This window comes from Halobaculum saliterrae (genome assembly GCF_009831625.1).
Lineage (GTDB): Archaea > Halobacteriota > Halobacteria > Halobacteriales > Haloferacaceae > Halobaculum > Halobaculum saliterrae.
The window spans coordinates 156,698-182,191 of sequence record NZ_WUUS01000005.1 but is presented as its reverse complement, the minus strand read 5'-3'; the positions used below and the strand labels follow the sequence as shown (position 1 = coordinate 182,191).

Below are 25,494 nucleotides of genomic sequence, written 5' to 3'. Positions count from 1 at the left end.
GACCCGCCCGCTCCGACACGCTTACACATCGGTGCGACGACCTCGCGGACATGACAGTGGGCGAGGACCCCGGCGAGGCGCGCGCGCAACTCGCCCGCCGGATCGCGGGGGAGATCACGCTCTCGACGGACCCGGGGGCGACGCTCCGGAAGTGGCGCACGGACTTCGACGTGTCGCAGACCGAGCTGGCCGGGCGGATGGGCGTCTCCTCGTCGGTCGTCTCCGACTACGAGAGCGGTCGCCGGGAGTCGCCCGGGATCGGCCTCGTCTCCCGGGTCGTGGAGGGCCTGCTCGACATCGACGAGTCGCGGGGCGGCTCGCGCATCCGGCAGTTCGCCCGCGTCGTCTCGGCGGGGTTCGAGTCGGACATCGTCCGCGACATCCGCGAGTACCCGGCGGCCATCCCGACCGACCGGGTGTACGAGGCGCTCGACGCGACGGAGGTCGCTCCCGGCGAGCGCGACACGGTGAACGGCCACACGGTCATCAACTCCATCGAGGCGATCACCTCGCTCTCGTCCGAGGAGTTCTACCGGCTGTACGGTCAGTCGACCGACCGCGCGCTCGTGTTCACCGGCGTCACTCGTGGGGAGTCGCCGCTGGTGGCGCTGCGGGTCGTGACGCCGACGCCGAACGCGGTGATCCTCCACGGGCTCGACGAGGAGGCGCTGTGGGACCACGCCGCCGCGCTCGCGGAGGTCGACGGCTTCTCGCTGGCCGTCTCGACGGCGCCGCTGGAGGAGTCGCTGGAGCGGCTTCGGTCGCTGTAGGACGGATCCGGTCGCTGTCGGGCTCCCGTTCGGCTTCGGGAGGGCATACCAGGCCCTATCGCGCGCCCTCGACGAACTCGACGATCCGCTCGGCACCGACGAACCCGTCGGCGATCCGGTCGACCTCCCTCGGATCGCCGCCGTCGCCCGCCTCGAACAGCGCGAGCGTCGGGACCGAGCGGATCGCGTGCTCGCTCACGAGCGAGGGGTCGTTCTGCGGGTTCACGAGCAGTACCGGCACGTCCGCGGCGCGGGCGACACTCCCGAGGACTGGCTCGATACTCTGACACAGCGTACACCCCTTCGTGTAGAAGTCGACGAGCACGAGGTCGGACCCGGCGACGGCGTCGCGCAGTTCCGCGGGGAACTCGCGGGCGTCGACGTCGCGCGGCTTCGGGGTCGCCGTGGCGTCGGCTGCGGGCTTCGGGGAGGTGTCGCTCATACGGGGAGATCGGCGGCGGGCGGCAAAAGGCGTTGCAGTCGTGTGTGCGGCGGGCGCATCGGCGGCGACCGGTCCGACAGTCGAGTGGCGTGGCGGCCGCAGGCGTGCGACGTTCGTTACTCGACGTAATCGTACTTCCGCTCGCTCATCCGGCCCCAGCCGGTGAACACGAACTCCCCCTCGGGCTGGGTGAACTCCTCCATCTCCACGTCCATGTCGTGGTTGTGGCGGTCGTGGACGCCCTCGTACTCGTCGTACGAGAGGTCGTAGCGCCGCTGGAGCTGGTCCTCGATGTTCGCCGCCTCGATCTCCTCGCGCCAGCCGTCCATGACCGTCTCGGCGTGGATCTCCGCCTGCGCGCCGGAGCCGTACGACGCGACGAGGAGCTTCTTCCCCGCGAGGTCGAGGTCGTTCTCGGCGGCGCGTCGCAGCGCGGACGTTCGGGCGAGGTGGACCGAGCCGGTGTACCAGTTGCCGACGCGCCTGGAGATGTCGAGCGTCGGATCGATCGTGTCGGCGTACCAGCTCCGGTACTCCTCGGTCTCCTTCAGGTCGTCCATGTACCCGCGGATGGCCTCCTCGTACGCCTCGCGGTCGTCGTACTCCTCCTCCCTGGGCTGGCGACCGATCCGTCCCTCGAGGGCGTCCTCGATCTCCGTGTCGCGGATCATGTGGCGGTAGCCGAGCAGCCCCGCCTTGCGAACCATCCCCGGGAACGGCGTGTGGAACGGGATGTACGCGAAGTCGTCCGGGTGGGTGTCCCACGCGACCGACTCGAAGTCGGTGAGCGCCTCCCGCATCCGCGCGAGGTACACCTGCATCGAGCGCTTGCCGTCGACGCTGGGGAACTGCTGGTTCGGCTTCAGGAAGTCCGTCTCGTCGGCGCTGCCGTACCCCTGCTCGGTCGAGAGCTCGACGACCGACGGCTCCTCCGTGATGAGCATCGCGACCGCGCCGGCGCCCTGGGTCGCCTCGCCGGGGTCGCCCCGGGCGTACAGCGCCGTGTCGGTGGCGATGACGAGGGCCGCGCGCCCGCGGTTTCGCCCCGCCCTGATCCAGTTGTACGCGTCGTCGATCGCCTGGGTGCCCGCGAGACACGCGAACTTGCGCTCGCCCTTGTTCGCGTGGTGGAAGTCGCCGTCGTACACCTGCTCCAGGCAGCCCGCGATGTACGTCGAGACGGGCTTGGAGTTGTCGAACGCCGACTCCGTCGCCACGTCGATGCGGCCGATGTCCTGGGGGTCGAGTCCCTTCCGGTCGATCAGGCGCTTGGCCGCGTTCGCGCCCATCGTGACGATGTCCTCGTAGGCGTCCGGGAACGACGAGGTCTCCAGGCCCAGCCCCTTCGTGTACTTGCCGGGGTCCTCGCCCTTCGCCGGCGCGAACGTTCCGGGGAGGTCGAGTTGGAGCTTCCCCGTCCAGATCTCGATCGCGTCGATGCCGACAGCTGTCATGAGCGACGCTACGGAGAACTGGGTTGTAGGTCTGTCGATGGTCGAATACGTCGATCGTCGAACTCAGGCCTCGTCCTCGGTTTTCGTGTCGGAGCCGGTAGCGCCGTCGGCGTCGGTGACCGTGACGGACACTTCGACCTGCCCGTTCTCGTTCGCACCGTCCAGATCGGAAACCGTCACCGTCGTTCCTTCCTGTCCGGACACGTCCACCGTTCGGGCGTCGGTCTGGGTTCCACCGACCCGCACGGTGACCGTGGCGGTGTCGAGGTTCCCGTCCGGGTCGTCCGGAACGAACGAGACGTCGACGCTCTGGACGTTTCCGGACCCGCCCGACTCGCTGACCTGGATGTCCGTGATCGAGACTGTCGGGGCCGAGTTCCCGCCGGCGTCGCCGGTCCCCGGCGGTTCCGGGGTGACGACGAACTCGTCGGTTCGCTTCCCGTCCCCGGTCGTATACGAGACGAGCACGCGCACGTCCTTGTTCGACATGTTCACCGCGGTCGCCGTGTCCGTCCCGAGATCGTATATCTCGGCGAACTCGACGGTGGCGTCGGCCCCCGACGGGACCGACACCGCCCCGCCGGGCGCGACGACGGTCGACACGTCGACGAACGACTGCGAGTTCGTGTCGTACGCGCGCTCCTCCCGGCTCTCGACGAGCGAGAGCGACCGGCCGCGGCCGGTGACGTACGTGTACTGGGCCCCCGTCGTCTGCACGTCAGTGTAGCCTGCCGTTCCATCCGCCGAAACGAACAGTTCGCTCCGCCCTCGACCCTCCCCGGTCGCTGCATCGGAGAGCCCGTTGTACCGGGAGTCCTCGGGCATCACGGTCGCGCCGACGATCGTGATCTCGGTCGCACGGGTGTTCCGAACCGTGAGCGAGACGCCGCCGGGGACGTCGTTCCCGTCCTCTCCGTCGAAGGCGGTCGCGTCCCCGACGAGCGTCAGTCCGCCGCCCCCGCCGCCACCCGTTCCGGCGGTCGTGGAGACGTTCACGCTCACGTTCTCCGGGGCCGAGCCGTCGAACGCCGGATCGTCGGGCTCCGTGGCGAACGAGAAGTTGAGTGTCGCGTCGTCGCCCCCGGCGGTGTACTCGAACACCGCACGTCCGTCGTCGTCGGTTCGCACCGTCGCCGTGGTGCCGTCGGCGAACGATCCCTCCGGCGCGTAGCCGGCGACGGCCGTCCCCGGGACCGGGTTCCCGTACTCGTCGCGGACCTCGACGACGACCTCGCGGGTCGTATCGACGGTCATCTCGGAGGGGCTCCGCTCGACGTCGAGGTACGCCGGCGTCCGGTCCGGGGCGCCCCCGGATCCGAGGTGGACGGCCGCGATCCCGAGGGAGTACGTCCGCGAGTCGTTCAACTCGATAGTGACACGTCCCTGTCCGGTCTGTCGGGTCCCGTTGACCCACCCGTCGTCGATCTCGTCGGCCAACAGCTCCTCCCACCGGGTCGCGTTCAGCGTCGTCGGCACGGTCACGTCGAGTTCGCCGGAGACCCGTTCGCGTCTGGAGACCGTGCTGACCGCCTCGGGCTCGACTGATGCCGTCGAGACGCCGCTCCGGTCGAGGTCCCCGGACACCGCGATCAGGGTGACGCGGTCGCCCTCCACGACGCCCTGATCGATCAGCGTGAGGTTCGCCCCGCCGTCGAAGCGGTTGAACGTGACTCCCGATTCATAGCGCGTCGCGGGACCTCCGCGGTAGACGTTGTACCCCGGCTCGTACACGACGAACCGCGTCGACTTGTTCCGGTTCGACGGGACGTCCCAGTAGTCCGCGGCCTCGCCGTTCGCGGAGCTCATCACCGACAGGTTCTCGAGCGTCACGTTCCCGTCGCCCGACGGCTCGACCGACCGAAGGCTTCCGGACGCCGGCGGCGGGTTCACGAAGAACGCCCGACTCGGGTAGCGTGTCCCGAGTTTCACCGTCGCCGGCGCGGAGTCGCCGGTCCGGCCGGTTGCGGCGACGCTGGAGGACAGTTCGACCATGTCGGTCTGGACCTCCTGACTGTGGAGGAACTCGACCTCACGGTTCTGGTCGGGGACGACGGTGGCCTGATACGTCGAGAGGGCGACGATCAGGAACCCGAAGAGGATCACCGCGCCGATCTGGACCGTGACGGCGCGGTCTCGATCCCGGTTCCCGTCCCCCCGGCCGGTCATGACCCGGTGTAGCCCGAGGGCCCTGATAAGCCTGCGGGGCCGGGTATCAGTTCCGACGCCGCCACGTCGGTGGCCGCCGGCGTCTCACTCGTCCTCCTCGACGACCTCGGGGTCGGCCATCGCCGACTGCAGCGAGTCGAGCCCGTTGACCCACTCGGAGACGAAGCCGTACTCGAGGTCCTCGACGAGGTCCATCGGCAGTTCGTCGCCGTCGATGATGCGCGTGCCGGCCTGCACGAGGTAGCCGAGCGCCGCGTCGACGTCCTCCTCGGCCTCCGCCGCCGCCGCGGCCTCGACGTACTCCGCGACGGTCCCCTCGTCGGCGGGGCCGCCGACGACGTACTCCTCGGCGGAGTAGAACACGCAGACCAGGCTCGTCTGGACGCCGTCGATCAACATCGCCTTCTCCTCGTCCTCGAGGTCCACGTCGGCGAGGACGATGTCGCGGATGTCGGCGATCTCGTCGGTCGCCTCGTCCTCGGTCAACTGGTCGTCGTCGAAGGCCGCGAGGATCTTCGCGACCGCGATCGCGGTGTCGTCCTGGAGGTTGAGCAGCAACCGGGCGGAGTCCTCGTTCTCCGGATCGAGGTCCTCCTCCGCCACGCGGTCGAGCCAGTTCTGCCACCGGTCGGCGGTGTAGAACGTGTCCTCGGATTCGCTCATACGTTCACGGTTTCGGCCTGTGTTGATATGCCTTTCTTCTCCCCGAACGCCCGGCGATCGCGGCCGAGTCCGGGGTTTTCCCGCCGATCTCCCGTGTCACTCTCAGGCACCGATAGCCGTCACGATTGCCGGATCCGCACCGGCTCGGAAGCGCGTCAGCCCACGGACTCCCCAACCGTGCGCTCGTCGGTGGGGTACGGCTCTCAGGCTTGTTCCGACGCCCTGTCGGCCAACGTCGCCTCGGTGTCGATCCCGTACACCGCCCGCGGTGTCTCCACGTGTGCGGTCCGCACGGCCGCCTCGTGGCCCTCCTCCAACAGCCACCGGACGCGCCGTGGCACCGTCTTCGGGCCCAGCACCATCCCCGGCTTCTCGGGGTCGTCGACGAAGTCGGTCTCCATGAGGAACGGCTCCCCGCGCTCGGCCGCGGTCGACAGCCAGTCCTTCTCGCTCATCACGCTCGGCGTCGGTCCCGCGAGCCGCCCCGATGCGTAGTGTTTCACGACGCGCGAGGGGTCCATCCCGGCGTCGGCGGCCCACTCGGCGATCCCGGAGAGGTCCTCGCTGGCCTCCGTGTGCAACTGTACCGCACAGTCCAGCTCGGCGCCGTGCTCGAACGCCCGACGCATCACGGCGTTCGATGCCTCCCACACCGCCTCGGACACGTCGTAGTGCGGCCGTCCGGACTTCAGGCCCAGCGCACGACCCTCCGCGACGTACTCCGCGGCGACGGCGAGCCCGTCGCGCATCAGATCCCGTGCCGCCTCCGGCTCGTACCCCTCGTCGTCGACGAGGCGTGAGACCAACCCGGGGTGGACCCCGAGGACCGGCCACGCGCGACCGCGGAGTCGATCGCTCGCCTCGCGGACCGCGTCGATCGTCGCCTCGAAGGCGGGGCGGAAGTCCTCGGCGTCCGTCGGAATCGGTCCGAGGTGCCACGAGGGCTTGTTGACGACGATCAGGTGCGTGCCGCCGAGTCGGGCGAAGTCGTCGACGGCGGCCATACCACGGCCGTGCTCGGGGTCGAGGTGGAGGTGGTTGTCGAGCACGGGCGTCCCGAGGTCCTCGCTCATGGTCGGGGGTTGCGTGCCGGCGGTCGAAAACCCTGCGGGCCGCGGGTGTCGCCGGGGGCGGGCCGCCCCCCGCAGCCTCTCGCACCGCCGCGCCATCGGACCACCGTCGCGACCTCAGAACGGCGTCCGACCCCGAGCGAGTACGACGGAGGCCCGCCCGTCCGGATCGGTCCAGACCAGCCGAACGTCGGTTCCCGGCGGAACCGGGCCGTCCGTCTCCTCGGAGAGCATGATGCTGTCGCCGCCGGTGAGCGGGTAGCGGTTCTTCAACACGGCGTGCTCGTGACCGCTGTCGGCGACGAGCGTCAGGTTGCCCGTGTTCTGTTTGGTGACGGTCTCTCCGCCGTGGATACTGGCGGCCACCTCGTAGTCGCCGCCGACCGATCGGTAGGTGAAGTCGACCGTCAGCGACGGCGGACCGGCGCCGAGCCCGCTCGGGAGCCCGAGCATCGCGGCGCCGAGCACGGCCGCGAGCACGACCGTGATCGCGACCATCGTCACGACCGCGATCACGGGCGTGACTGCTCTGTCGCGGGAGGGCGTTCCCTGCTGTGGTGTCGCTGTCATGGATCTCCGACCGTCGGGTTCCCCAGCGACGCGCCCGAGTTATTGGAACTGCCGGGGGTCGGAACTTAACGGCGTCGTCGTCGATATCACGACTGATAGCGTGGTCGCCCGCCCCGGGCGACCACGCCCGCGGCCGTCCACAATCACTATACGCGGCTCGCTCCTCCCTCCGACAATGACCGACTGGACGGAGCGATACCGCCCGTCCTCGCTCTCGGAGCTCCGGGGCAACGACAAGGCGGTGAAGGGGGTTCGCGAGTGGGCGGACACGTGGGACGACCACCGCGAGGCGCTCGTGGTCCACGGATCGCCGGGGGTGGGGAAGACCTCCGCGGCGCACGCCTTGGCGGCGGACATGGGCTGGGAGACCGTGGAGCTGAACGCCTCCGACCAGCGCACCGCCGACGTGATCGAGCGGTACGCCGGCCGCGCGGCGAACAACACGACGCTCAACGGCTCCTCCGGCGGCGACGACACCGGCGGCCGCCAGCTCGTGATCCTCGACGAGGCCGACAACATCCACGGGAACTACGACCGCGGCGGCAAGAGCGCGGTGACCGAGCTCGTGAAGAACGCCGGTCAGCCGGTGATCCTCATCGCCAACGAGTACTACGAGATGAGCCGCGGGCTCCGCAACGCGACGCGGGATATCGAGTTCCGCGACGTGGGGGCACGCTCGATCGTGCCGGTCCTCCGCGACATCTGCCGCAAGGAGGGGATCGAGTTCGACTCGGACGCCCTCGACCGGATCGCCGAGCGCAACAGCGGGGACCTCCGCGGCGCCGTCAACGACCTGCAGGCCGTCGCCGACGGCAGGGACCGCCTCACGCTGGAGGACGTGATCACCGGCGACCGCGACCGCTCGATGGACGTCTTCCCGTTCCTCGATCTGGTGCTGAAGGAGGGCGAGTCCGCCCAGGAGGCACTGCAGGCCAGCTACGACGTGGACGAGACGCCGGACGACCTGACGAAGTGGATCGAGGACAACATGCTGAAGGTGTACGACGTGGCGGAGGCGACCCGCGCGTACGACTATCTCGCCGACGCCGACGTGTGGCTGGGCCGCGTGTGGGCCAGTCAGAACTACTCGTACTGGCGCTACGCCGGCGACAACCTCTCGGCGGGCGTCGCCGCGGCTCGCGACGGGACGAAGGGTGGCTGGACGCGTTGGGGTCGCCCGCAGTTCTACCACTCGACGTCGAACACCAGCGACGAGGTCGTCCGCGCCATCGCCGAACGCGGCGGCTTCTCGATGGACACGGCCCGCCGCGCCGTCCTGCCGTACCTTCAGGCGATGACCCACCACTGCAAACCCCGGGAAGTGACGGTCGAGATGGCCGCCGCCTACGAATTCGAGGAGGAGCACATCTCGTTCGTCACGGGATCGGGCGAGACGACGAACAAGGTCCAGTCGATCGTCGAGGACGCCGAGGAGCGACGCGCCGAGCGCATGGAGGAGCACTCTGGCGGGGCGTTCGCGGGCGTCGCGCCGAGCACCGAGGCGGCGGAGGCCGACGCCGAGACGGAGGATGGGTCCGACGACGGACAGACGAGCCTCGCGGACGCCGCCGGGGAGGGCACGGGGACCGACGGCGACGCGGACGCGCCCGCCCCCGACGACGGCCGCGACGCCGACCCGGAGGCCGCAGAGGAGGACGACGGCCAGTCCGGGCTGTCGGACTTCATGTAGCTCGCGGGCCGGACCGCCCGCCCCGTCCGTCGCTCGCCGGGACAGGCCGACTTTTCATCCCCGTCCACGAACGGCGAGCCATGCAAGCGGCCGTCCTCCGCGAGTACGGCGAACCTCTCGACGTGACCGACGTTCCCGAGCCGGAGCTGGAGCCCCACGGCGTCGTCGTCGACGTCGAGGCGTGCGGCATCTGTCGCTCGGACTGGCACGCCTGGATGGGCCACGGCGAGTGGGCCGACGATCAGGTCCCACTCGACTACGTGCTCGGCCACGAACCCGCGGGAACCGTCGTCGCGGTCGGTGAGCGCGTCTCCTCTCTCGTGGAGGGGGATCGCGTCGCCGTCCCGTTCAACCTCGGCTGCGGCGCCTGCCCCGAGTGCGTGAACGGGCACGGGAACACCTGCCTCGACGGCCGGGCGCTCGGCTTCGAACGCGCGGCGCCCGGCGCGTTCGCGGAGCGGGTCCACCTCCCGCACGCCGACTACAACGCGATGCGCCTCCCCGAGGGCGTCGCGCCCCGCGACGTGGCCGCGCTCGGCTGTCGGTTCATGACGGCGTACCACGCGCTGGAACACCGTGCGGTCGTCGGCGCCGGCGAGTGGGTCGCCGTCCACGGCTGCGGCGGCGTCGGGCTCTCGGCGGTACAGGTCGCGGACGCCCTCGGCGCCCGCGTGATCGCCGTCGACGTGGACGACGGTGCGCTCTCGCGAGCGGGGGCGGCCGGTGCCGACGAGACGCTCCGCGGCGACGAGGTCGACGTGCCCGACACGGTCGAGTCGATCACGGGTCGGGGTGCGCACGTCTCAATGGACGCGCTCGGCCGTGCGGAGACGTGCCGCAACTCCGTCGCGTGTCTCCGCGAGCGCGGCACGCACGTGCAGGTCGGGCTGACCACCGACGCCGAGAAGGGGGAGGTGTCGCTGCCGACGGACGCGATGACGCGCTGGGAGGTGGACTTCCTCGGCTCGCGCGGGATGCCGCCGACGCGGTACGACGAGCTGCTCGGCCTGTTGGAGGCCGGGGATCTCGACCCGAGCGTTCTCGTCGGGAGCGAGGTCGGCCTGGACGAGGTGCCGGAGCGACTGGCGGCGATGACCGACTACGAGACGGAGGGCGTCGAGGTGTTGACGTTCTGAGGCGGGAGAAGTGAACGGAGCGCGCCGCCGTTACAGCAGCTTCGAGAGGAACTGCTGACCACGCTCGGTCGTCGGCTGATCGAAGAACTGCTCGGGCGCCGTCCGTTCGACGATCCGGCCGTCGGCCATGAGCGTCACCGTGTCGGCGACCTCACGGGCGAAGCCCATCTCGTGGGTGACGACCATCATCGTCATCCCCTCCTCTGCCAGATCGCGCATGACCTCCAGCACCTCGCCGACCAGCTCGGGGTCCAGCGCGCTCGTCACCTCGTCGAACAGCATCACGTCGGGGTCCATCGCGAGCGCGCGGGCGATCGCGACCCGCTGTTGCTGCCCGCCCGAGAGCTCGCTCGGGTAGGAGCGGGTCTGCGCGCCGAGCCCGACGCGTTCGAGCAGCTCGCGTGCGTCCTCGTGAGCCTCCTCCTCCGGCACGTTCTTCACCCGCTTGGGGGCGAGCGCGACGTTCTCCAGCGCCGTCTTGTGCGGGAAGAGGTTGAACGACTGGAACACCATCCCGATCCGCTGGCGGAGCTCGTTGATGTCGGCGTCGGGGTCGGTGAGCGGCACGTCGTCGAGGCGGATCTCCCCCGACTGGATCTCCTCCAGTCGGTTCGTACATCGCAGCAGCGTCGACTTCCCGGATCCGGAGGGACCGATGACGACGGCCACCTCCTGCTCCTCGACCTCGAGGTCGATGTCCTTCAGCACGTGTGTCTCGCCGAAGTACTTGTTCACCCCCTCGAACTCGAGCAGGGCCATCAGTCGTCACCTCCGTGGGTCGCGGGGTCGGCGCGCTCCTCGAGCGTCCGGATCACCTTCCCGAGCGGGATCGTGATCATGAGGTACGCGATCGCGACGAGGACGATCGGCGTCCACGCGTCGAACGTCGCGGAGTTGATCTGCCGGAACGCGGACAGCAGCTCCGGGATCGCGAGCACCGTCAAGAGCGAGGTGTCCTTCACGAGGATCACCTGGTCGTTGCCGATCGCCGCCAGCGAGTTGCGCCACGCCTGCGGGAGAATGACCTCGCGCATCGACTGGATGTACGACATGCCGAGCGATCGCGAGGCCTCCATCTGGCCGTCAGGGATCGACTCGATCCCGCCGCGGAGCGCCTCGCCGACGTACGCGGCGTGGTTGAGCGTCAGCCCGATGACCGCGGCGTAGTAGTTGAACTGCTGGAGCGGGAAGCTTCCGCTCCACAGCTGCGGAACGCCGATGTAGATGACGAACAGCTGGAACAACAGGGGTGTCCCGCGGAAGAACTCGATGTAGCTCTTCGCGATCGAACTCGTCAGACGCGTCCGTGAGACGCGCGCGAGTCCGACGATGACGCCCGCGATCACCGAGAGCACGCTGCTGATCAGGACGATACCGATCACCCGCAGGAACGCGAACGTGAACTGCGGGTAGATGATCTCGACGAGCAGCGCGTAGTCGACGCGAACCAACAGGATGTAGCCGATGAACAGCCCGACCGCGAGCGCGAACAACGAGGTGCCGGCGACGCCCAGACGCCGGAACGCTTGGTCGTTCAGCTGTTCGAGGACGCCCCGATCGGTATCGGTCGTGCGCCCGGTGTCGGTCGCCATCGGTTACCCGGCGAAGTACTCGTTGTAGATCTCGTCGTACGTGCCGTCCTCGCGGATCGTCGCGAGCGCCTCGTTGACCTCCTGCCGGAACTCGTCGTCGTCCTGCCGGAAGGCGATCCCGTAGTTCTCGACGGTGAGCGTGAGGTACGGCGGCGCGTTCTCGCCCTCCTCGGCGGCGGCGCCCTCGCCCTCGACGAACCGGACCTCGCCCTCGCCGTCGCCGTTGACGAACTCGGCGCTGACGGTGTTGTCGTTGATGACCGCCTCGACTTGGTTGTTGAGCAGCGCGCTGAACGCGTCGGGGATCTGGTCGTACTCGTTGATCTCCAGGTCGCCGTCCAGGTCCTCCTTGAGGGTCTGGGCGGCGGCGGCGCCGGTCGTCCCCTTCTGGACGCCGACGCGGACGCCGCGCATGTCCTCCGTCGAGGTGATGTCGGAGTCCTCCCGGACGACGATCGTCTGATACGCGGTGAAGTACGGGTCGGAGAAGTCGACCTGTTCGGCGCGCTCGTCGTTGATCGTCATCGCCGACATGATCACGCGGAAGTTCTCGTTGTTCAACGAGGGGATGATCGTGTCGAAGGAGTTGTTCACGAACTCGTAGTCGTAGCCGAGCTCCTCGGCGAACACCGCCTCGGCGATGTCGACGTCGAAGCCGACGAGTTCGCCTTCCGTCGTCTCGTACTCGAACGGACGGTACGGGATGTCCGACCCGATCTGGATGGTCTCCTGGCCGTCGCCGCCGCCGCCACCGAGGCAGCCGGCGGCCGTGAGCGCTACGCCGGTCGCGCCGGCGGACTTGATGTACGTGCGTCTGTCCATGACAGGGTGTGATACTCCATCCCGCTTATTAGTTCCCTTCGGTAGTCGGCCGCAGACGGATCGCCGCGGCCCGCTCAGTCGTCCGTCGATCCGTAGACCGGCTCGGAGACCTCAGGCTCGACGCCGCGGAGCACCCACGCCGCGCCCGCGGTCAGCGCGACGGCGGCCGCGATCACCAGCCAGTTCACGAACCGAACGCCGGCCGAGTACACGACGAGGTCGCGACCCAGCACCATTCCGACGAACAGCAACGCGCCCGCGGCGCCGGTCGCGACACGCGGGATCAGTTCGTCCAGTTCGCCGAGCCAGCGTGTCGCCGCCAGCAGTCCCGCGAACGCCGACAGCGACGCGGCGAAGAAGGCGGCCTGCTCGGGAGGCCCGTACGACGACACCGGATCGATCCGCGCGAACACCCACGCGACGAGCAGCCCGACCAGTCCGACGCCGACGGCGATCCGGCTTCGCGAGAGCGCGTCGCGCGAGAACCGCCCGTCGTACGCGAGCAACGTCGTGTACGACAGCAGCGCGAAGATCGAGAAGCCCGTGAGGAAGTGCGCCGCGTGGACCGGCGCCGAGTAGCCGCCCGGCAGCGCCCCGTTGAGGGTCACGGTGATCGCGCCGAAGATCGCCTGCATCGGCGTGAGCACCGTCGCGAGCGTCACGGCGTACCGACCGCGGGTCGACACCTCCCCCCGAGCACGCCACGCCCAGACGGCGGCGCCGAGAATGAAGAATCCGGTCACCATCGCCCACAGCCGATGGAACCACTCGATGAACGAGGGGATCGACTGCGGGAGCACGCCCCCGTCACACAGCGGCCACTGTTGGGCACACGCCAGTCCGGCGCCGGTCGCGGCGGTGTAGATCCCGAGCGAGATGAGCGTGAGCGCCATCCCGGTCGTGAACGCCGCATACCGACGGAACGAGAGCCAGTCGGGTCCGCGTGACATTGGCCGATAGTCGGGGTTGCGGCTACTTAGAAAACGCGGTCGTCGGAGCGAAGGGGCGGGGCGTTCGACCGTCGGCGCGGGCTCGTCGATCGCTAGAACAGGACGCCGATCTTCTCGGTGGTGAACTCCGTGTACACGTCATCCGACGGGTCGCCGAGCTCCGTGCGCTCGCGGAGCGCCGACAGCTCCGCCTCCAGTGCGGCGTAGCCGTCGCTCGCTTCCAGTTCGGCGATGGTCATCTTCGATTCGAGGGTCGCCATCTTCGACGCGATCGCGACGATCTGCCGGATCCGGTCGTCGCACGCGTTCCGGACGAGCATTCGAGAGACGGCGTTGCGAATCTCCTCCCCCGAGAGGGGTTTGACGAGGTAGTCGTCGAACGGGAGGTCGAGGATGTCGAGACCGGGGGCGATACCGGTGACCATGACGATGCGGCAGCCGAGGTCGCGCTCCCGGATCTCCTGTAGCACGTCGTCGCCGGAGAGACCCGGCATTCGGCGATCGAGCAGCACGACGTCGACCATTGAGGTAATGACTTCGAGCGCCTCCTCCCCGGAATGTGCAGTCTCCACGGTGTAACGGTCACGGAGATGTTCCGCGTAGAGTGTGGCCGTCTCCACCTCGTCGTCCACGATCAACACGGTCGGTCTGTCCTTACTCCCGGTGGATTCGCTCATCGAATAGCTCAGCGGCTACTCGGTCATAAGGGTTCCCCGAACGGGTACAGCCGCCTCGGCGGCGTAGCCCTCACATCAGTCCGTCGAGGTCGTCGTTCTGGAACAGCTTGTCGGCCTCGTCCTGCTCCTGTCGCTGGCGTTCAGCCTCCTCGCGCGCCTCCTTCGCCTGCTGCATGAACTCCTCCAGCCGCGCTGAGCGCTCGACGCCGCCCAACAGCACCAGCGACGCGAGCCGCTCGGAATCGAGCGGGAAGTCGCCCCCCCGGACCTGCATCGACCCGGTCTCCTCCTCGAGCCACTTCCGGGCGCGCTCGACGCCCTTGCGCGAGATGCGCTCCGGCTTGCCGGCGACGACGAGCAGCGCGGCGTCCGCGTCCGTCGCGTTCGGGAGGCTGGTCCCCGTGAGCATCGCGTTGCGGGTGACGCTGGTGACGACGTTGACGTTGGTGTCGGGGTCGTCGTCCGCCTCCGCGCTGGCGTAGCCGAGCGCGGCGATCCCGCCCGAGCGGAGCGTGTTGATCACCTCGCTCGTGTCGACGACCGACTCGCCGACGCCCTCGACGTTCTCGCCGGAGGCGAACAGAAGCCCGACGCGCCGGGCGATAGCGTCGTTGATGCTGTCGAACCCCTCCTCGAGACTCTCCCCGGAGGAGTGCCACGCGTCGTTGTCGATGAGGATCGTCGAGTCGGCCTCGCGGGCGAGCGTCTTCAGCGAGCGCCCGGCGTTCACTTGGTACATCGCGCCCTCGCCGCGTCCGGGGAGGATCCCGAGGGCGTACACCGGCACGTCGTACACGCGCTTGAGTTCCTTCGCGAGCACCGGCGCGCCGCCGGACCCCGTCCCGCCGCCGAGCCCCGCGACCACGACGATCGCCTCCGCCTCGGCTGTGATGCGACCGTCGAGCGCGGACATGACCTCGCCAGCGTCCGCCTGCATCACCTCGGCGCCGAGCTCGTTGTCGCCCCCCACCCCGTGTCCCTTCACGCGGTCCTGTCCCACGAGGAGCGTGTCGATCGGGAGCGACTGGAGGTCGGCCTCGGCGCTGTTGACCGCGAGCGCCCCCCGAACCGAGTTGAACCCCATGTCGCGATCGAACTCGACCAACGAGGAGGTGACCTTGCCGCCGGCCTGGCCGACGCCGATGAGGACCGTCTTCATACGCACGGAGTTCGCACAGCCGAGCGCTTGAATCTTCCCACGGTCGCGGCGAGATCGCTCTCGTCGTGACGAAGTCGCCGCAGATGGGACGCCGTCCACGAGTTCCGATCCCCGACCGTCCGGGGCACCGGCCTCGAAGTTCAAATAGGAGGGCGCGGCCAGCCCCCTCATGTCACGCGATATCGCCGACCGACTCCCGATCGAGGACGGGGAAGGGACGAACACCGACGACGGTTCCGCCGCCACGACGGCCACCGCCGATAACCTCCGGTCCCGGATCGCTGCCGTCGAACGGGCATGTACGGGCGACACCGACGCCGATCTGACGGACCTCGCGGACGCCGCCGAGGCCACCGCCGAGCTGCGACGCGCGTCGACTCGACTCGACGACCTCGAGTCGCGCGTCGCCGAACTCGAGTCGGCCACGCAGGCGCTGCGCGGCTACGTCGGGTCGATACGCGCCGTGAACGAACGCGTCGAGCGACGCGCCGACCGGGCGCTCGCCGCGACACGGGAGACCGAAGGTCGAGACGGGCCGACGCGAGCCGATCCGGATCGGGAGTCGTCGCCCCCCGATCTGCCGGATCAGGAGCCGTCGACCGCTGCCCGGGAGGTACCGGCCGAGCCGAATCCTTCGCGAGCCGAGTCCGAGTGCTGTGGGACCGCCACGCAAACTGATCCGATCGACCGGGCGGATGATCCGACCGACGACGACTCGCCGCTCGTCGAGCGGCTGCGCGACGCGCTGTGATCCGCGTGGTCGTCGCGGTCGCGGTGGCCGCGGCGCTGCTTTCGGCGTCGCTCCCGGCCGTCGAGACCGCCCGGGTCGATCGGACGACCGCCGCGGTCGAGCGCGTCCCCGACCGGATCGATCGCGCCGCGCGGTCGGCGCTCGCCGGCGAACCGGAACGTCGGTCGTCCCTCGGGTCGGCCCCGACCGCGCGGCGCGTCGTGTCGGTGGCCGTCCCCGGGGAATCGATCGGGACCGCGCCCGTTCGATCGCTCTCGCTGTGTCCGGGTGCCGAGCGCGGAACCGCAGTCCTGATCCACGCAGTCGGCGACGCCGCTCACTCACGGACGACGCTCTCGGCTCCGTACGACCTCCCGAACGGCGGGATCGCGCTCGACCGTAGTCGACGAGTGTTCCTCTCGCTGGTCCCCGTGAGTGCCGGTTCCGATGCGGACGAGCGACGAATACGGGTTCGACTGCTCGATCGGTCGAGTGCGGGTGCAGGTTCAAGTAGCGAAACGGGACCACCCCGGCCATGCGATTCATCGACGACATCCGTGACCGCGTCGGCGACGGGCGGAGCGCCGACGAGCGGACCCCCGTCGGGAGCGGTTGTCGCTGCGACACCGAGTTCGACGGCGGTTCTGGTTCCGGGTACGGGTCGGGTCCCGGGTACGGATCGGCTCCCGGCCGCGCCGGGTTGAGCGATCCAGCGATACTTCGCGTCGATGCGTCGGCGTGTTCGGGGGGCGATCTCTCGACGGATCCGGCGTGCAGGGCGACGGTGATCGACGCGCTCACCGAGCGTGACGCCGACCTCGTCCGTGTCCGAATCGGCGGACTCGATCGGTTCTACGAGGGGGAGTCGGCCGCGTTGTTGTGTTCCGCCGGGCGGTTCGCGGACGCGGTCGAGGGCCGCCATCCGACCGTGGCCGAGCGTGTCCTCACGGACCCCGTCGCGGTCGCCCGCGAGGCCGTCGGGCGCGCCGGTCCGGTCGCTCGACTCGCGGCCGAGACGGGGTTCTCGGCGTGGGCGGATGTCCGTGGCGACGCCGGGGGATCCGCGGTGTCGCTTGCCGCGAGCGTCGCCTCGACGGCAGCGGTGGGGCGAACCCGGCCAGCGCCGCCGTCCGGCGCCGTGCTCCGGGAGACTCAGGGGTTGCCGACGGGCGGGAGCGCGAGCGTGTACGACCGGCCGGACGGCGTTCCACACTATCACCTCACGCCCGCGGAACGAACGTTCTCGGCGGACGCACTGGACGTGCTTGCGGGGGCGGTCGACCTGCTCGCCGACGGCTCCGTTCCACACGGCCCGCGCTCCCATCGCCGTGCCGTCCGTCGCACCGTCGCCGATCGGCGCTCCGACGACGGCCCCGGGGAGCCGTCGAATCCGATCCCGATCGACTCCCTGGCGGCGGCGCTGCGTCGCCACACTCGAGGGATGGGCGTGTTGGACGAGCTGTTCGCCGACGACCGCGTGAGCGACGCGTTCCTGTCTGGACCGGCGGCCGACCGGGAACTCCGGGCGATCGTCGACGACGAGACGATGACGACCAACGTCCGGTTCTCCCGTGCCGACCTGGACGCGTTGGCGTCCAGAGTCCGCGCGTCGAGCGGACGAGCGTTCTCGCGTGTGTCGCCGACGACGGATGCCGCGCTCGGCGACGTTCGCGTCGCGGGGGTCACGGCGCCCGCGAGCGACGGCCGGGGGTTCGCGTTCCGCCGCCGCGACGACGACCCGTGGACGCTCCCCCGGCTCGTCTCCGTCGGTTCCATCCGCGAGCGAGCTGCCGGGCTCCTGTCGGTCGCGGTCGAGCGCGGCGCCGCGGTCCTCGTCGCCGGCCCCCGCGGGGCGGGAAAGACCTCGCTGCTCGGCGCGCTGTGCATGGAGGTCCCCGTCGACGCCCGGACGGTGCTGATCGAGGACACCCCCGAACTCCCGGTCGCGGCGATCCGCGGCACCGGACGAGACGTACAGCCGCTGCACGCCGGTACCGATCGGGACGACGCGCTCGCGCCGACTGACGCCGTCCGAACCGCCCTCAGACTGGGCGAGGGGGCGCTGGTCGTCGGCGAGGTCCGCGGCTCCGAGGCGCGGGCGCTGTACGAGGCGATGCGCGTCGGCGCCGCAAGCGACGCCGTCCTGGGGACGATCCACGGGACCGGCGGCGAGGCGGTCCGGGAGCGCGTCGTCTCCGACCTCGGCGTGCCGGCGTCGTCGTTCGCCGCGACCGATCTGGTCGTCACGCTCGGCCCCGACCGCGCGCTGGCGTCGATCGAGGAGGTTCGGGGACCCGATCCCGGGGACCTCGTGCGGATCGCGAGCCGCGGGAACGGACCCGAAAGCGACGGCAGTGGTCGGAGAATCGGCAGCGAGGGGGGAGCCACCGACGACGCCGATGGGACCGCGGCGGTCGCGACGCGTGTGATCGACCGGGGCGAGAGCACCGTCGTCGCCGACCTCGCCTGTCCGGGCGAGACGTACGCCGACGTCCGCGAGGCGATCGGTCGCCGCGGGCGGGGGATCGGAGCCCTCGCCGGCGTCGACAGGACCGACGTGAGCGGGATCGACGCGGTTTCCGACCGATGATCGGTCGGGACTGGCTGACCGGACGGGGATGGCTCGGGGGAGAGAGTCGTTCGCGGGTTCACAACTGGTCGACGGAGGTCCGACGTGGAGTCGTTCGACGCGGGCTCGAGACCGCCGCCAGCGCGTGGCCGGACCGGTACGCCGACTGGGTCGATCCGGACGAGGAACTCACCCGGGCGTGCGCGTTCCTCGACCCGTCCCTCGACGCCGAACAGATCACGGCCGCGGCCGCGACCGTGAGCGCGCTCCTCGGAGCGTGTACGTTCGCTGTCGCGCTGGCATGGTCACTCCTCTCCGGTGCGATGCTCCCGTCGCTTGCGGCCCCGTTCGCGTCCGGCGTCGCGGCGGCGGTCGGTTTGACCGCGTTCTCGGTGACCCGTCGAGCGCCGGTGCTCGCTGCGGCGATCGGCAGAACGCGCGCGGTCGGCGACGCGGCGACCGTCACGAGCGCGCTTGCGCTCTCGCTTCGGCTGGCGCCGGTGCCGGAGCGCGCGGCGCGGTTCGCTGCGACCGCCGGAACGGGCCCGCTCCACCGAAGCCTCCGGGAACACGCCGATCGCGCCGCCGTAACGGGCGACCCGGACGGCGGACTCTCCGCGTTCGCCGCGGAGTGGAGCGAGTGGTTCCCGGCGCTCGATCGCTCGGTCGCGCTCCTGCTCGCGGCGGTCGACGCCGAGACGGGCGACGATCGGACTCGGTTGCTCGAACGTGCGGTCGACGCCGTCGAGGACGACCTGCGCGAACGGACGGCGTCGTTCGCCGGCGATCTCCGCGCGCCGGTCACCGGGCTGTACGCGTTCGGGGTGCTGCTCCCGCTAGCGCTCGTCGGCACGCTTCCGGCGGCGGTCGCCGCGGGCGTTCCGATTCCGCCGCGGGCGTTCGCCGCGACGTACGACCTAGTGTTGCCCGCGTCTGTCGCGACTGCCGCGGGCCGACTACTGCTCCGTCGGCCGGTCGCGATCTCCGCCCCCCGGATCGACGAGACCCACCCCGACGTCTCCGAGGGACGAGGAACGGCACTGCTGGCGGCCGCAACGGCGGCCGTCGCGGGTTGGTTCGTGGCCCCTCTCGTTGCCGGCGAGTGGGCGAGTCCGGTGCTCGCCGTCGGCTGCGGCCTCGGGGTCGGACTCTGTGTCCACCTGCATCCGCGTCGCGAGGTACGACGGTCGATCGACGAGCGGGACCGCGGGCTGAGCGACGCACTCGCGCTGTTGGGCCGCCGCGTGGCCGACGGCGAGTCCGTCGAAGGGGCCCTCCCTGCGGTCGCGTCGTCGCTGTCCGGACCGACGGCCGACGCGCTCGCGGAGGCGAGCAGGCGGCGGTCGGCGCTCGGCGTGCCGGTCGAGAACGCGCTCGCCGGCGACGGCGCGCCGTTCGGTCCCGCACGCGGTTCCGGCGGTCGGGCGGCCGGAGCGGTGACCGCGATCGCCACGGCGGCGACGGAGGGACGCCCCGCCGGCGACGCGCTGGTGACGCACGCCGATCGGCTCGACGCGCTGGCGAGCGCGGAGCGCGCCGCTCGCCGAGAGCTGGCGACCGTGACGGGGACGCTCCGTGACACGGCAGCGCTGTTCGGTCCACTCGTCGGCGGCGCGACGGTCGCGCTGGCGGGGCGCCTCGACGATCTCGGCGGGCTCGGCGGATCCGGGACCGTCGGCCTCCACTCGGCCACCGATGGTATCAGTTCGACCGGCGGCGGTACCGGTCACACCGCCGCGGGTGCTGTCGCAGGGGAGGCAGCCGCGCTCTCGCCGTCGCTCGTCGGACCGGTCGTCGGCGTGTACGTGTTGTCGCTGGCTGCGACGCTGACCGTGCTCGCGACGGGGTTGGAGCGCGGGCTCGACCGCACGGTCGTCGGCTACCGCGTCGGGATCGCGCTCGTCACCGCGAGCGGCGCGTTCGTCGCTGGACACGCCGCGGTCGCGATGCTCGTCGGCTGATCTCCCCGAGCGTTCAAATACGAAAGCGGGACCACCCCGGCACGTGATCGACGCACCTCTCGACGTTTGGTACGCCTGGCTCGGACTCGCCGTCGCCGGCGCTGTCACGCTGGGGGTGGTATCGGGGCTCCCGACCGCCCCGCCGCCCGACGCCGTCTCGGCCGCCGCGACCGTCGACACCGTCGCCGCCGCCGACCCGCCCGCGACCGCCCGCTATCGGATCGCGGCCGATCGGGTCAGAGTGACGACCCGCGGCGTCTCACTGCGATCCGGCGGCGGCAGCGCGTTCGCCGCCTTCGGGACGGACTCGGTCGTCCCCGTCGATCCCGGCGGCCCGCTCGCGGGTGTCGCGCTCGGCGATCACCCGGACGCGGCGTTCGAGGAGCCCGGAGCGTTCGCCGTCGCGGTCGCGACCGCACGTGCGGAGCGGACCTCGACGCGAGGAGAGTCGGCGGTCGACTGGACCGCGGGTCGGACGCTGCACGTCCGACACGTCTCGTGGGGGGAGACGGATGTCACGCTCGTCCTCGTCGCGTGATCGCGCGTTCGCCGAGCCGACCGTCGCGCTGGCGGCGGTGCTCGCGCTGTCGCTCGGCGTCGCCGCCTACACGGTCGTTCTGAGCGGCGTTGAAGACCGTGGACCGACCGCCGAGCCGACGCTGGAACGCGTTCACGATGCGATCACGGTCGGCGGCGTCGCGGACGCCGGCCGCCTCGACCGGGTCCGATCCGTGATCGCCCGAACGGATCGTAACGCGAGCGTCACCCTGACCGTCGCCGGTCGGCACTGGCGTGTCGGGGACGCGGCTCCGAAGTCATCGGATCCAGTCTCGATTCGAGCGACAGCGACCAGACGCGTCGGCGTCGCGCTCGATCCCGGCCGCGTCCGGCCGGGCAGACTCCGCGTCACGGTGTGGCGATGACCGGATCCCTGCTCGACGTGTGCCTCGCGTTGCTCCTGATCGGCGCCGCCGCCGGAACGCTCGTCGGTGCCGAGTCGGAGGCGGCCGCCGCCCCCGACATCGGAGCGTCGTCGAGGGCGAGCGAGACGGCCGAGACCCTCGCCGGGTCGACGTCGGCGGTCGAGTACACGCTCGTCTCTGCGGGCGGGGAGGCGGAATCCGACGGGGCAACCGCGTCACCGGAGGCGCAGCGCGTCGCTCACGCGACGCTCGCCGAACACCTCGCGCGCGCCGCGGTTCGTTCGGCGACGGTCGACGGTTCGGCGCCGTCGCCGACGGCCGCGGACTACCGCCGGGGAGTCAGGAGAACCGTCGCCGACGCGATCGGCTCGAACACGAGGGTGCGGGCCGTCTGGCGTCCGCTCCCGTGTGACGACTTCGACGGCACACCACGAGTCGAGGGGGCCATCGGGATCGGGCCGCATCCCCCGGCGTCGACGAGCGTCCACGCCGCCCGGTTCACGGTCCCGGTGGCTCCCTCATCGGACTCGTCCGACTCCGAGCATACGAACACCGAGGCCGCTGGAGGCGTCGCCGCGCGGACGATCGCCGTGCTGTTTCCGCCGGACAGGATCGCCGCCGCCGAACGCGGTGACAACGCGGCTGAGCGGGTGGTGAGGGACCGGTACCGTCGGATCGGGGCAGTGCTCGGCGTCGACGCTGTCGAGGCGCTGGATCGCGGCGGGCCACGCGAGGCGAACCGTGCGCTCGCGGCAGCGCTCGCTGACCGGCACGCGGGGACCGACTCCCCGGAGCCCTCAGGGGAACCCGACGCATGCGGGAGCGGAGACCCGGGGCGCGTGACCGTCGTCGTCAGGACGTGGTCGGCATGAGTGCTCGGAACGGCCCGACGGCCGCGCTCATCGGGATCGCCAGATCGTCCGGGTCCTGCGGGTTCGGCGCGTCCGGCGGAGCCGGAGGCGGAGACGGCGACAGGGCGCTGGTCCCCTTCGCGTTGATCGGCGTCGTGCTCCTACTCGGGAGCGTCGTCTACGCGAACACGCTCGCGGTCCGCGGTCCGGTCGTCGTCGACACCGCCGCGGACGACGCGCTCGATCGGGCTGAATCGGTCGGTAGACCCGCGGTCCGGACTGCGGCGGCCGCCGCGGCGCGTGAGGCGGCCCTCAACCCCGTAACGGCGCCCGCAAACACGACGGCGGGACGTGCGCTCGACCCCGATCGACCGTTCCGCGACACGCTCCGATTGCGGATCTCGATGGCGGCCGCCGACGCACTGGCCGACGCGCGGACCGACGCCGGCGGAGTGACGGCGACCGCGTCGCTCCCGGCGGTCGAGTCGCAGAACGACACGCGCGCCGCCATCGAACGCGTCTCGGTCGCGCCGCTCGCGAATGGAACGGCGATGCGCGTCACCGTCCGGAACGTGACGCTCACAGCGACCCGCGGGGGGGACACTGTCGCGACCCGCCGGGTGAACTACACCGTCGCGGTGGCCGTCCCCGTCCTCGCGATGCACGACCGCACTGTTGCATACGAAGCGCGACTTAACCGCTCACCCCTCGAGGGGCCGGGACTGGGCCGTGCGCTCACGTGGCGCCTGTGGTCGGTCGCGCAGGCTCGCGGCACCGCACAGTACCTCGGCGCGCCGATCTCGAACGTGCTCGCCGCTCGCCACGTGGAACTGTCGACGAACGCCGCAGCGTTGCGCGCGCAGGGTGCGACGTACGGCCACAGCGACCCGGCTGGCCGGGCCGCGCTGATCAGGGCGACCGGCCGCGTGGGCGCACGGGACCTGCTCACGCCGGCGATGGAGAGCGGTCCGTCGTGGACCGGTCGTGTCCTCGACGCGAGCACGTCGGCTGCCGGTGTGAGCGCCGATGAAGCTTCTTCGGCGGCGGCAACGGACGACTATCGATGGGCCCCGAACGACGGCGCTTCCGGGACCGGCGGCGACGACTTCCGCGTCGGCGTGAACGCCACCGCGGATCGGGCCTTCCTCGAGTTCATCGACGACGACTCCCCCCGCGGCTTCGACGCCGTGGTTCGTGGCGCCTACCGAGTAGAGGCGACCCGGCGAGTGACTGTGGATCCGGTCGGCCGATCACGGCGACCACCCGCGTCTCCGCCCGCCCCCGGCTGGACGCTGCTCTCGGAACGAACCGACGAGCGGATCGTCATCGTCGGTCGGAAATCGAACTCCGCGTCGACCCCTCGATCGGTCGCTGACGAGCGACGGACCGTCGCCGTCAGACACCGTGTAACGCGCCGATGGATGGCCAACGGCACCCTCCGGACGACGACGACGACGTGGACCGACCGGTACGAGGTCCGGATCACGGTCTCAGTCGAGCATGCCCCCTCAACCGGCCCCGCACGACCGACCGAGCCGGTGTTCGCCCGTGGCGGCGCCGTCGACGGGCCGAACCTCGCCGACGTCCCGGCGACAGCGAGAGCCGAACTGCTGCCCTCGGGAGCCGTCGATCGGCAGGCACGGGCGTCGGTCCGATCGGTCGCGACTGCCGGGACTCAACGAGACGTGACAACCGACCATGCTATCCTTCACGGTGACAGACCGGACGTCCTCACGCAGTGGGTGTACCGAGACGTGGCGGCCCTCCGCGAGCGGATCCGGGCCGTTTCGGTCCGTGTCCCGCGCTCCGAGGTCGCCGCCGGCGAGGCGAACGCGGCCCGACAGCTGGCCGCGGCGATCAGACAGCAGCGGGAGGCACTCGTCGACGCGCCGGAGACCTACGACGGCGCCGCCGACCGGGCACGGGTGGCCGCCAGGGCGGCGTACGTCGACGCCGTGCTCGCGGAACTCGACGCTCGGGCCGACGGCTCGGCCGCGCGCAACGACGCATACCTCGATCAGATCCGGCAGGTACGGGGGAGCGCCGACGGACGGATCGACGAACTCGCACGGGTCGCGGCCGACGCGACCGAGCCGGAACCGGCGCCAGCGGGACGGTGGCGGGCCGGCGAGGTGGTGTTCACCCCGCGGGGAACTCCGGGGTATCTCCCAGTCACGGCTGTCGAGGCCGATCACGTCGCGTCGGTGTCGCCCGGTGAGCCCGTCCATCCGCTCGTCGCGCGCAACACGAACCTGTTCGCGGTCCCCACCGGCGACGCCGCGGACACGGTCACTGACGCCGCGCTCCCCGCACGACGTACCGCGTCGCTTCCGGAGGCGGGGCGCGCGCTCGTCGCCGCGAACCGGACGGCCGCGGCGACGAACGCGAGTCCGACCCGGGGATCGGATGAGGAGAGCGCGCGGGTGACCCTCCGCCGGCGGGTCGCCGACGAGCTTCGAGCCGTCGACTCTCGCGCGCTCGCGGTGCTCGAACGGCGGACCGACCTCCCCCGTCCCGACCGGCGCGCCGCGGTCCGCGCCGCGAACCGTCGGTGGCCGGCGACGGGAGCGCGGACGGCGGCGGTCGTCGACGGCTCGTACGCCGCCGCCGTCGCGCGAGCCGCGGCCGCCCGCGGCGACGACTGGGAGGAGACCGACAGGGACCGACTAACGCTCCGGTTGCGCGTCGAAACCGCCGACGCGGCGACCGACGCCAGCGTCGTCGTCCCTTCCCCGATAACCGCCGGCACGGTGGACGAGACGCGTGCGGCACGTCGCGCCGAGTTGCGCGCCGCAGCGAAACGAGCGGGCACCGACGCCACCGAGCGGCTCCACGAGCGGTACGGAAACGGTAAGCTCGGGCCGGTGCTCGCGGGCCTCCCGGTCGCACCCGTCCCCGGCTACTGGTACGCGACGGTGAACGTCTGGGACGTGGAAGTCGCCGGCGCGTACTCCCGATTCGAGGTCACCGCGCCCGTGGGTGGCCCCGACGGCGGCGCCGGACGGCTCCGGTACGTTCGCGACGGCCGGAACGTGTCGATCGACGTGGACGGCGACGGGGCGACCGAACGGCTCGGCCGGAGCGACCGCGTCGCGTTCCGGACCTGGACGGTGGTCGTCGTCGTCGTCCCGGCCGGGCCCTCGGGCGTCGGCGACGTCGACGGGAACGCGGACGAGCGATCCCCCGGCTGGCCGTGTCCGACCGTTGCGAACGGGACCGAAACCTCGGTGGCGACCGCGGCGCCCGGCTGTCCGCCGCCCGACGGGGAGTGACAACGGTTTTGCCGTCGGGACCGGGAG

22 protein-coding genes and 1 pseudogene are annotated in these 25,494 nt (G+C 71.0%); 11 read left to right on the top strand and 12 right to left on the bottom strand.

Features of this window, described 5'->3' with window-relative positions:
• Window positions 1-50: 50 nt before the first annotated feature.
• Complete coding sequence (locus GRX01_RS09505; RefSeq protein ID WP_159666230.1) at window positions 51-770, top strand: helix-turn-helix domain-containing protein; 720 nt, start codon at window positions 51-53, stop codon at window positions 768-770.
• Between the two features lie 55 nt (window positions 771-825).
• Here the strand turns inward: GRX01_RS09505 and GRX01_RS09500 are convergent, their stop codons facing one another.
• From GRX01_RS09500 to GRX01_RS09475, 6 genes are all read right to left on the bottom strand, one after another.
• Window positions 826-1,212, bottom strand: coding sequence for a thioredoxin family protein (locus tag GRX01_RS09500; RefSeq protein ID WP_159666227.1), 387 nt, complete (start codon window positions 1,210-1,212; stop codon window positions 826-828).
• A 116-nt stretch (window positions 1,213-1,328) separates the two neighbouring features.
• On the bottom strand, window positions 1,329-2,666 hold the full coding sequence (gene hmgB, locus GRX01_RS09495) for a hydroxymethylglutaryl-CoA synthase (RefSeq protein WP_159666224.1): 1,338 nt from the start codon (window positions 2,664-2,666) through the stop codon (window positions 1,329-1,331).
• A gap of 63 nt (window positions 2,667-2,729) precedes the next feature.
• Window positions 2,730-4,832: a hypothetical protein gene (locus tag GRX01_RS09490; protein WP_159666221.1), complete on the bottom strand. Its 2,103-nt coding sequence runs from the start codon at window positions 4,830-4,832 to the stop codon at window positions 2,730-2,732.
• An 84-nt stretch (window positions 4,833-4,916) separates the two neighbouring features.
• On the bottom strand, window positions 4,917-5,495 hold the full coding sequence (locus GRX01_RS09485) for a DUF2150 family protein (protein ID WP_159666218.1): 579 nt from the start codon (window positions 5,493-5,495) through the stop codon (window positions 4,917-4,919).
• Window positions 5,496-5,698: 203 nt separating this feature from the next.
• On the bottom strand, window positions 5,699-6,568 hold the full coding sequence (locus tag GRX01_RS09480) for a TatD family hydrolase (RefSeq protein WP_159666215.1): 870 nt from the start codon (window positions 6,566-6,568) through the stop codon (window positions 5,699-5,701).
• Window positions 6,569-6,682: 114 nt separating this feature from the next.
• A complete protein-coding gene (locus GRX01_RS09475) occupies window positions 6,683-7,135 on the bottom strand; it encodes a type IV pilin (RefSeq protein WP_159666212.1) in 453 nt (150 codons plus the stop codon).
• A gap of 175 nt (window positions 7,136-7,310) precedes the next feature.
• On the opposite strand from GRX01_RS09475, the gene GRX01_RS09470 reads away from it, so the two are divergent.
• Both GRX01_RS09470 and GRX01_RS09465 read left to right on the top strand, forming a co-directional pair.
• Window positions 7,311-8,825, top strand: a complete 1,515-nt coding sequence (locus GRX01_RS09470) for a replication factor C large subunit (protein WP_159666209.1) — start codon at window positions 7,311-7,313, stop codon at window positions 8,823-8,825.
• An 80-nt stretch (window positions 8,826-8,905) separates the two neighbouring features.
• Window positions 8,906-9,961: a zinc-dependent alcohol dehydrogenase family protein gene (locus GRX01_RS09465; RefSeq protein ID WP_159666206.1), complete on the top strand. Its 1,056-nt coding sequence runs from the start codon at window positions 8,906-8,908 to the stop codon at window positions 9,959-9,961.
• Window positions 9,962-9,991: 30 nt separating this feature from the next.
• Here GRX01_RS09465 and GRX01_RS09460 read toward each other — a convergent pair whose 3' ends face one another.
• The 6 genes from GRX01_RS09460 to GRX01_RS09435 all read right to left on the bottom strand — a co-directional run bounded on the left by GRX01_RS09460 (window position 9,992) and on the right by GRX01_RS09435 (window position 15,161).
• Complete coding sequence (locus GRX01_RS09460; RefSeq protein ID WP_159666203.1) at window positions 9,992-10,720, bottom strand: amino acid ABC transporter ATP-binding protein; 729 nt, start codon at window positions 10,718-10,720, stop codon at window positions 9,992-9,994.
• Window positions 10,720-11,553, bottom strand: a complete 834-nt coding sequence (locus GRX01_RS09455; RefSeq protein ID WP_159666200.1) for an amino acid ABC transporter permease — start codon at window positions 11,551-11,553, stop codon at window positions 10,720-10,722. Before GRX01_RS09455 ends, GRX01_RS09460 begins: the two co-directional genes overlap by 1 nt.
• A 3-nt stretch (window positions 11,554-11,556) precedes the next feature.
• Window positions 11,557-12,375, bottom strand: a complete 819-nt coding sequence (locus GRX01_RS09450; RefSeq protein ID WP_159666197.1) for a basic amino acid ABC transporter substrate-binding protein — start codon at window positions 12,373-12,375, stop codon at window positions 11,557-11,559.
• 74 nt (window positions 12,376-12,449) lie between these two features.
• Complete coding sequence (locus tag GRX01_RS09445) at window positions 12,450-13,325, bottom strand: COX15/CtaA family protein (protein ID WP_159666194.1); 876 nt, start codon at window positions 13,323-13,325, stop codon at window positions 12,450-12,452.
• Between the two features lie 92 nt (window positions 13,326-13,417).
• Complete coding sequence (locus GRX01_RS09440) at window positions 13,418-14,002, bottom strand: response regulator (protein ID WP_159666191.1); 585 nt, start codon at window positions 14,000-14,002, stop codon at window positions 13,418-13,420.
• Window positions 14,003-14,072: 70 nt separating this feature from the next.
• On the bottom strand, window positions 14,073-15,161 hold the full coding sequence (locus tag GRX01_RS09435) for a tubulin/FtsZ family protein (RefSeq protein WP_159666188.1): 1,089 nt from the start codon (window positions 15,159-15,161) through the stop codon (window positions 14,073-14,075).
• 169 nt (window positions 15,162-15,330) lie between these two features.
• Between GRX01_RS09435 and GRX01_RS09430 the strand changes: the two genes are divergently transcribed.
• The 8 genes and pseudogenes from GRX01_RS09430 to GRX01_RS09400 all read left to right on the top strand — a co-directional run bounded on the left by GRX01_RS09430 (window position 15,331) and on the right by GRX01_RS09400 (window position 25,467).
• Window positions 15,331-15,912 (top strand): DUF7310 family coiled-coil domain-containing protein, encoded by a 582-nt coding sequence (locus tag GRX01_RS09430; RefSeq protein ID WP_159666185.1) that lies wholly within the window; start codon window positions 15,331-15,333, stop codon window positions 15,910-15,912.
• Window positions 15,909-16,316: pseudogene (locus GRX01_RS19705) on the top strand (DUF7311 family protein); the annotation flags it as partial. The gene GRX01_RS09430 and the pseudogene GRX01_RS19705, both read left to right, overlap by 4 nt.
• 110 nt (window positions 16,317-16,426) lie before the next feature.
• Complete coding sequence (locus GRX01_RS09425) at window positions 16,427-18,481, top strand: ATPase, T2SS/T4P/T4SS family (protein WP_159666182.1); 2,055 nt, start codon at window positions 16,427-16,429, stop codon at window positions 18,479-18,481.
• Window positions 18,478-20,421 carry a type II secretion system protein gene (locus GRX01_RS09420; protein ID WP_201289556.1) on the top strand — a complete coding sequence of 648 codons (1,944 nt, stop codon included), beginning with the start codon at window positions 18,478-18,480 and terminating at the stop codon, window positions 20,419-20,421. Before GRX01_RS09425 ends, GRX01_RS09420 begins: the two co-directional genes overlap by 4 nt.
• Window positions 20,422-20,464: 43 nt before the next feature.
• Window positions 20,465-20,959: a DUF7283 family protein gene (locus tag GRX01_RS09415; RefSeq protein WP_159666179.1), complete on the top strand. Its 495-nt coding sequence runs from the start codon at window positions 20,465-20,467 to the stop codon at window positions 20,957-20,959.
• A complete protein-coding gene (locus GRX01_RS09410) occupies window positions 20,934-21,344 on the top strand; it encodes a DUF7285 family protein (RefSeq protein WP_159666176.1) in 411 nt (136 codons plus the stop codon). Before GRX01_RS09415 ends, GRX01_RS09410 begins: the two co-directional genes overlap by 26 nt.
• Entirely contained in the window at window positions 21,341-22,216 is an 876-nt protein-coding gene (locus GRX01_RS09405; RefSeq protein ID WP_159666173.1) for a DUF7284 family protein, read from the top strand. Before GRX01_RS09410 ends, GRX01_RS09405 begins: the two co-directional genes overlap by 4 nt.
• The gene (locus tag GRX01_RS09400; protein WP_159666170.1) at window positions 22,213-25,467 is read left to right on the top strand and encodes a DUF7286 family protein; all 3,255 of its coding nucleotides are present in this window, start codon (window positions 22,213-22,215) and stop codon (window positions 25,465-25,467) included. The genes GRX01_RS09405 and GRX01_RS09400 overlap by 4 nt, the downstream gene beginning before the upstream one ends.
• Window positions 25,468-25,494: the final 27 nt, after the last annotated feature.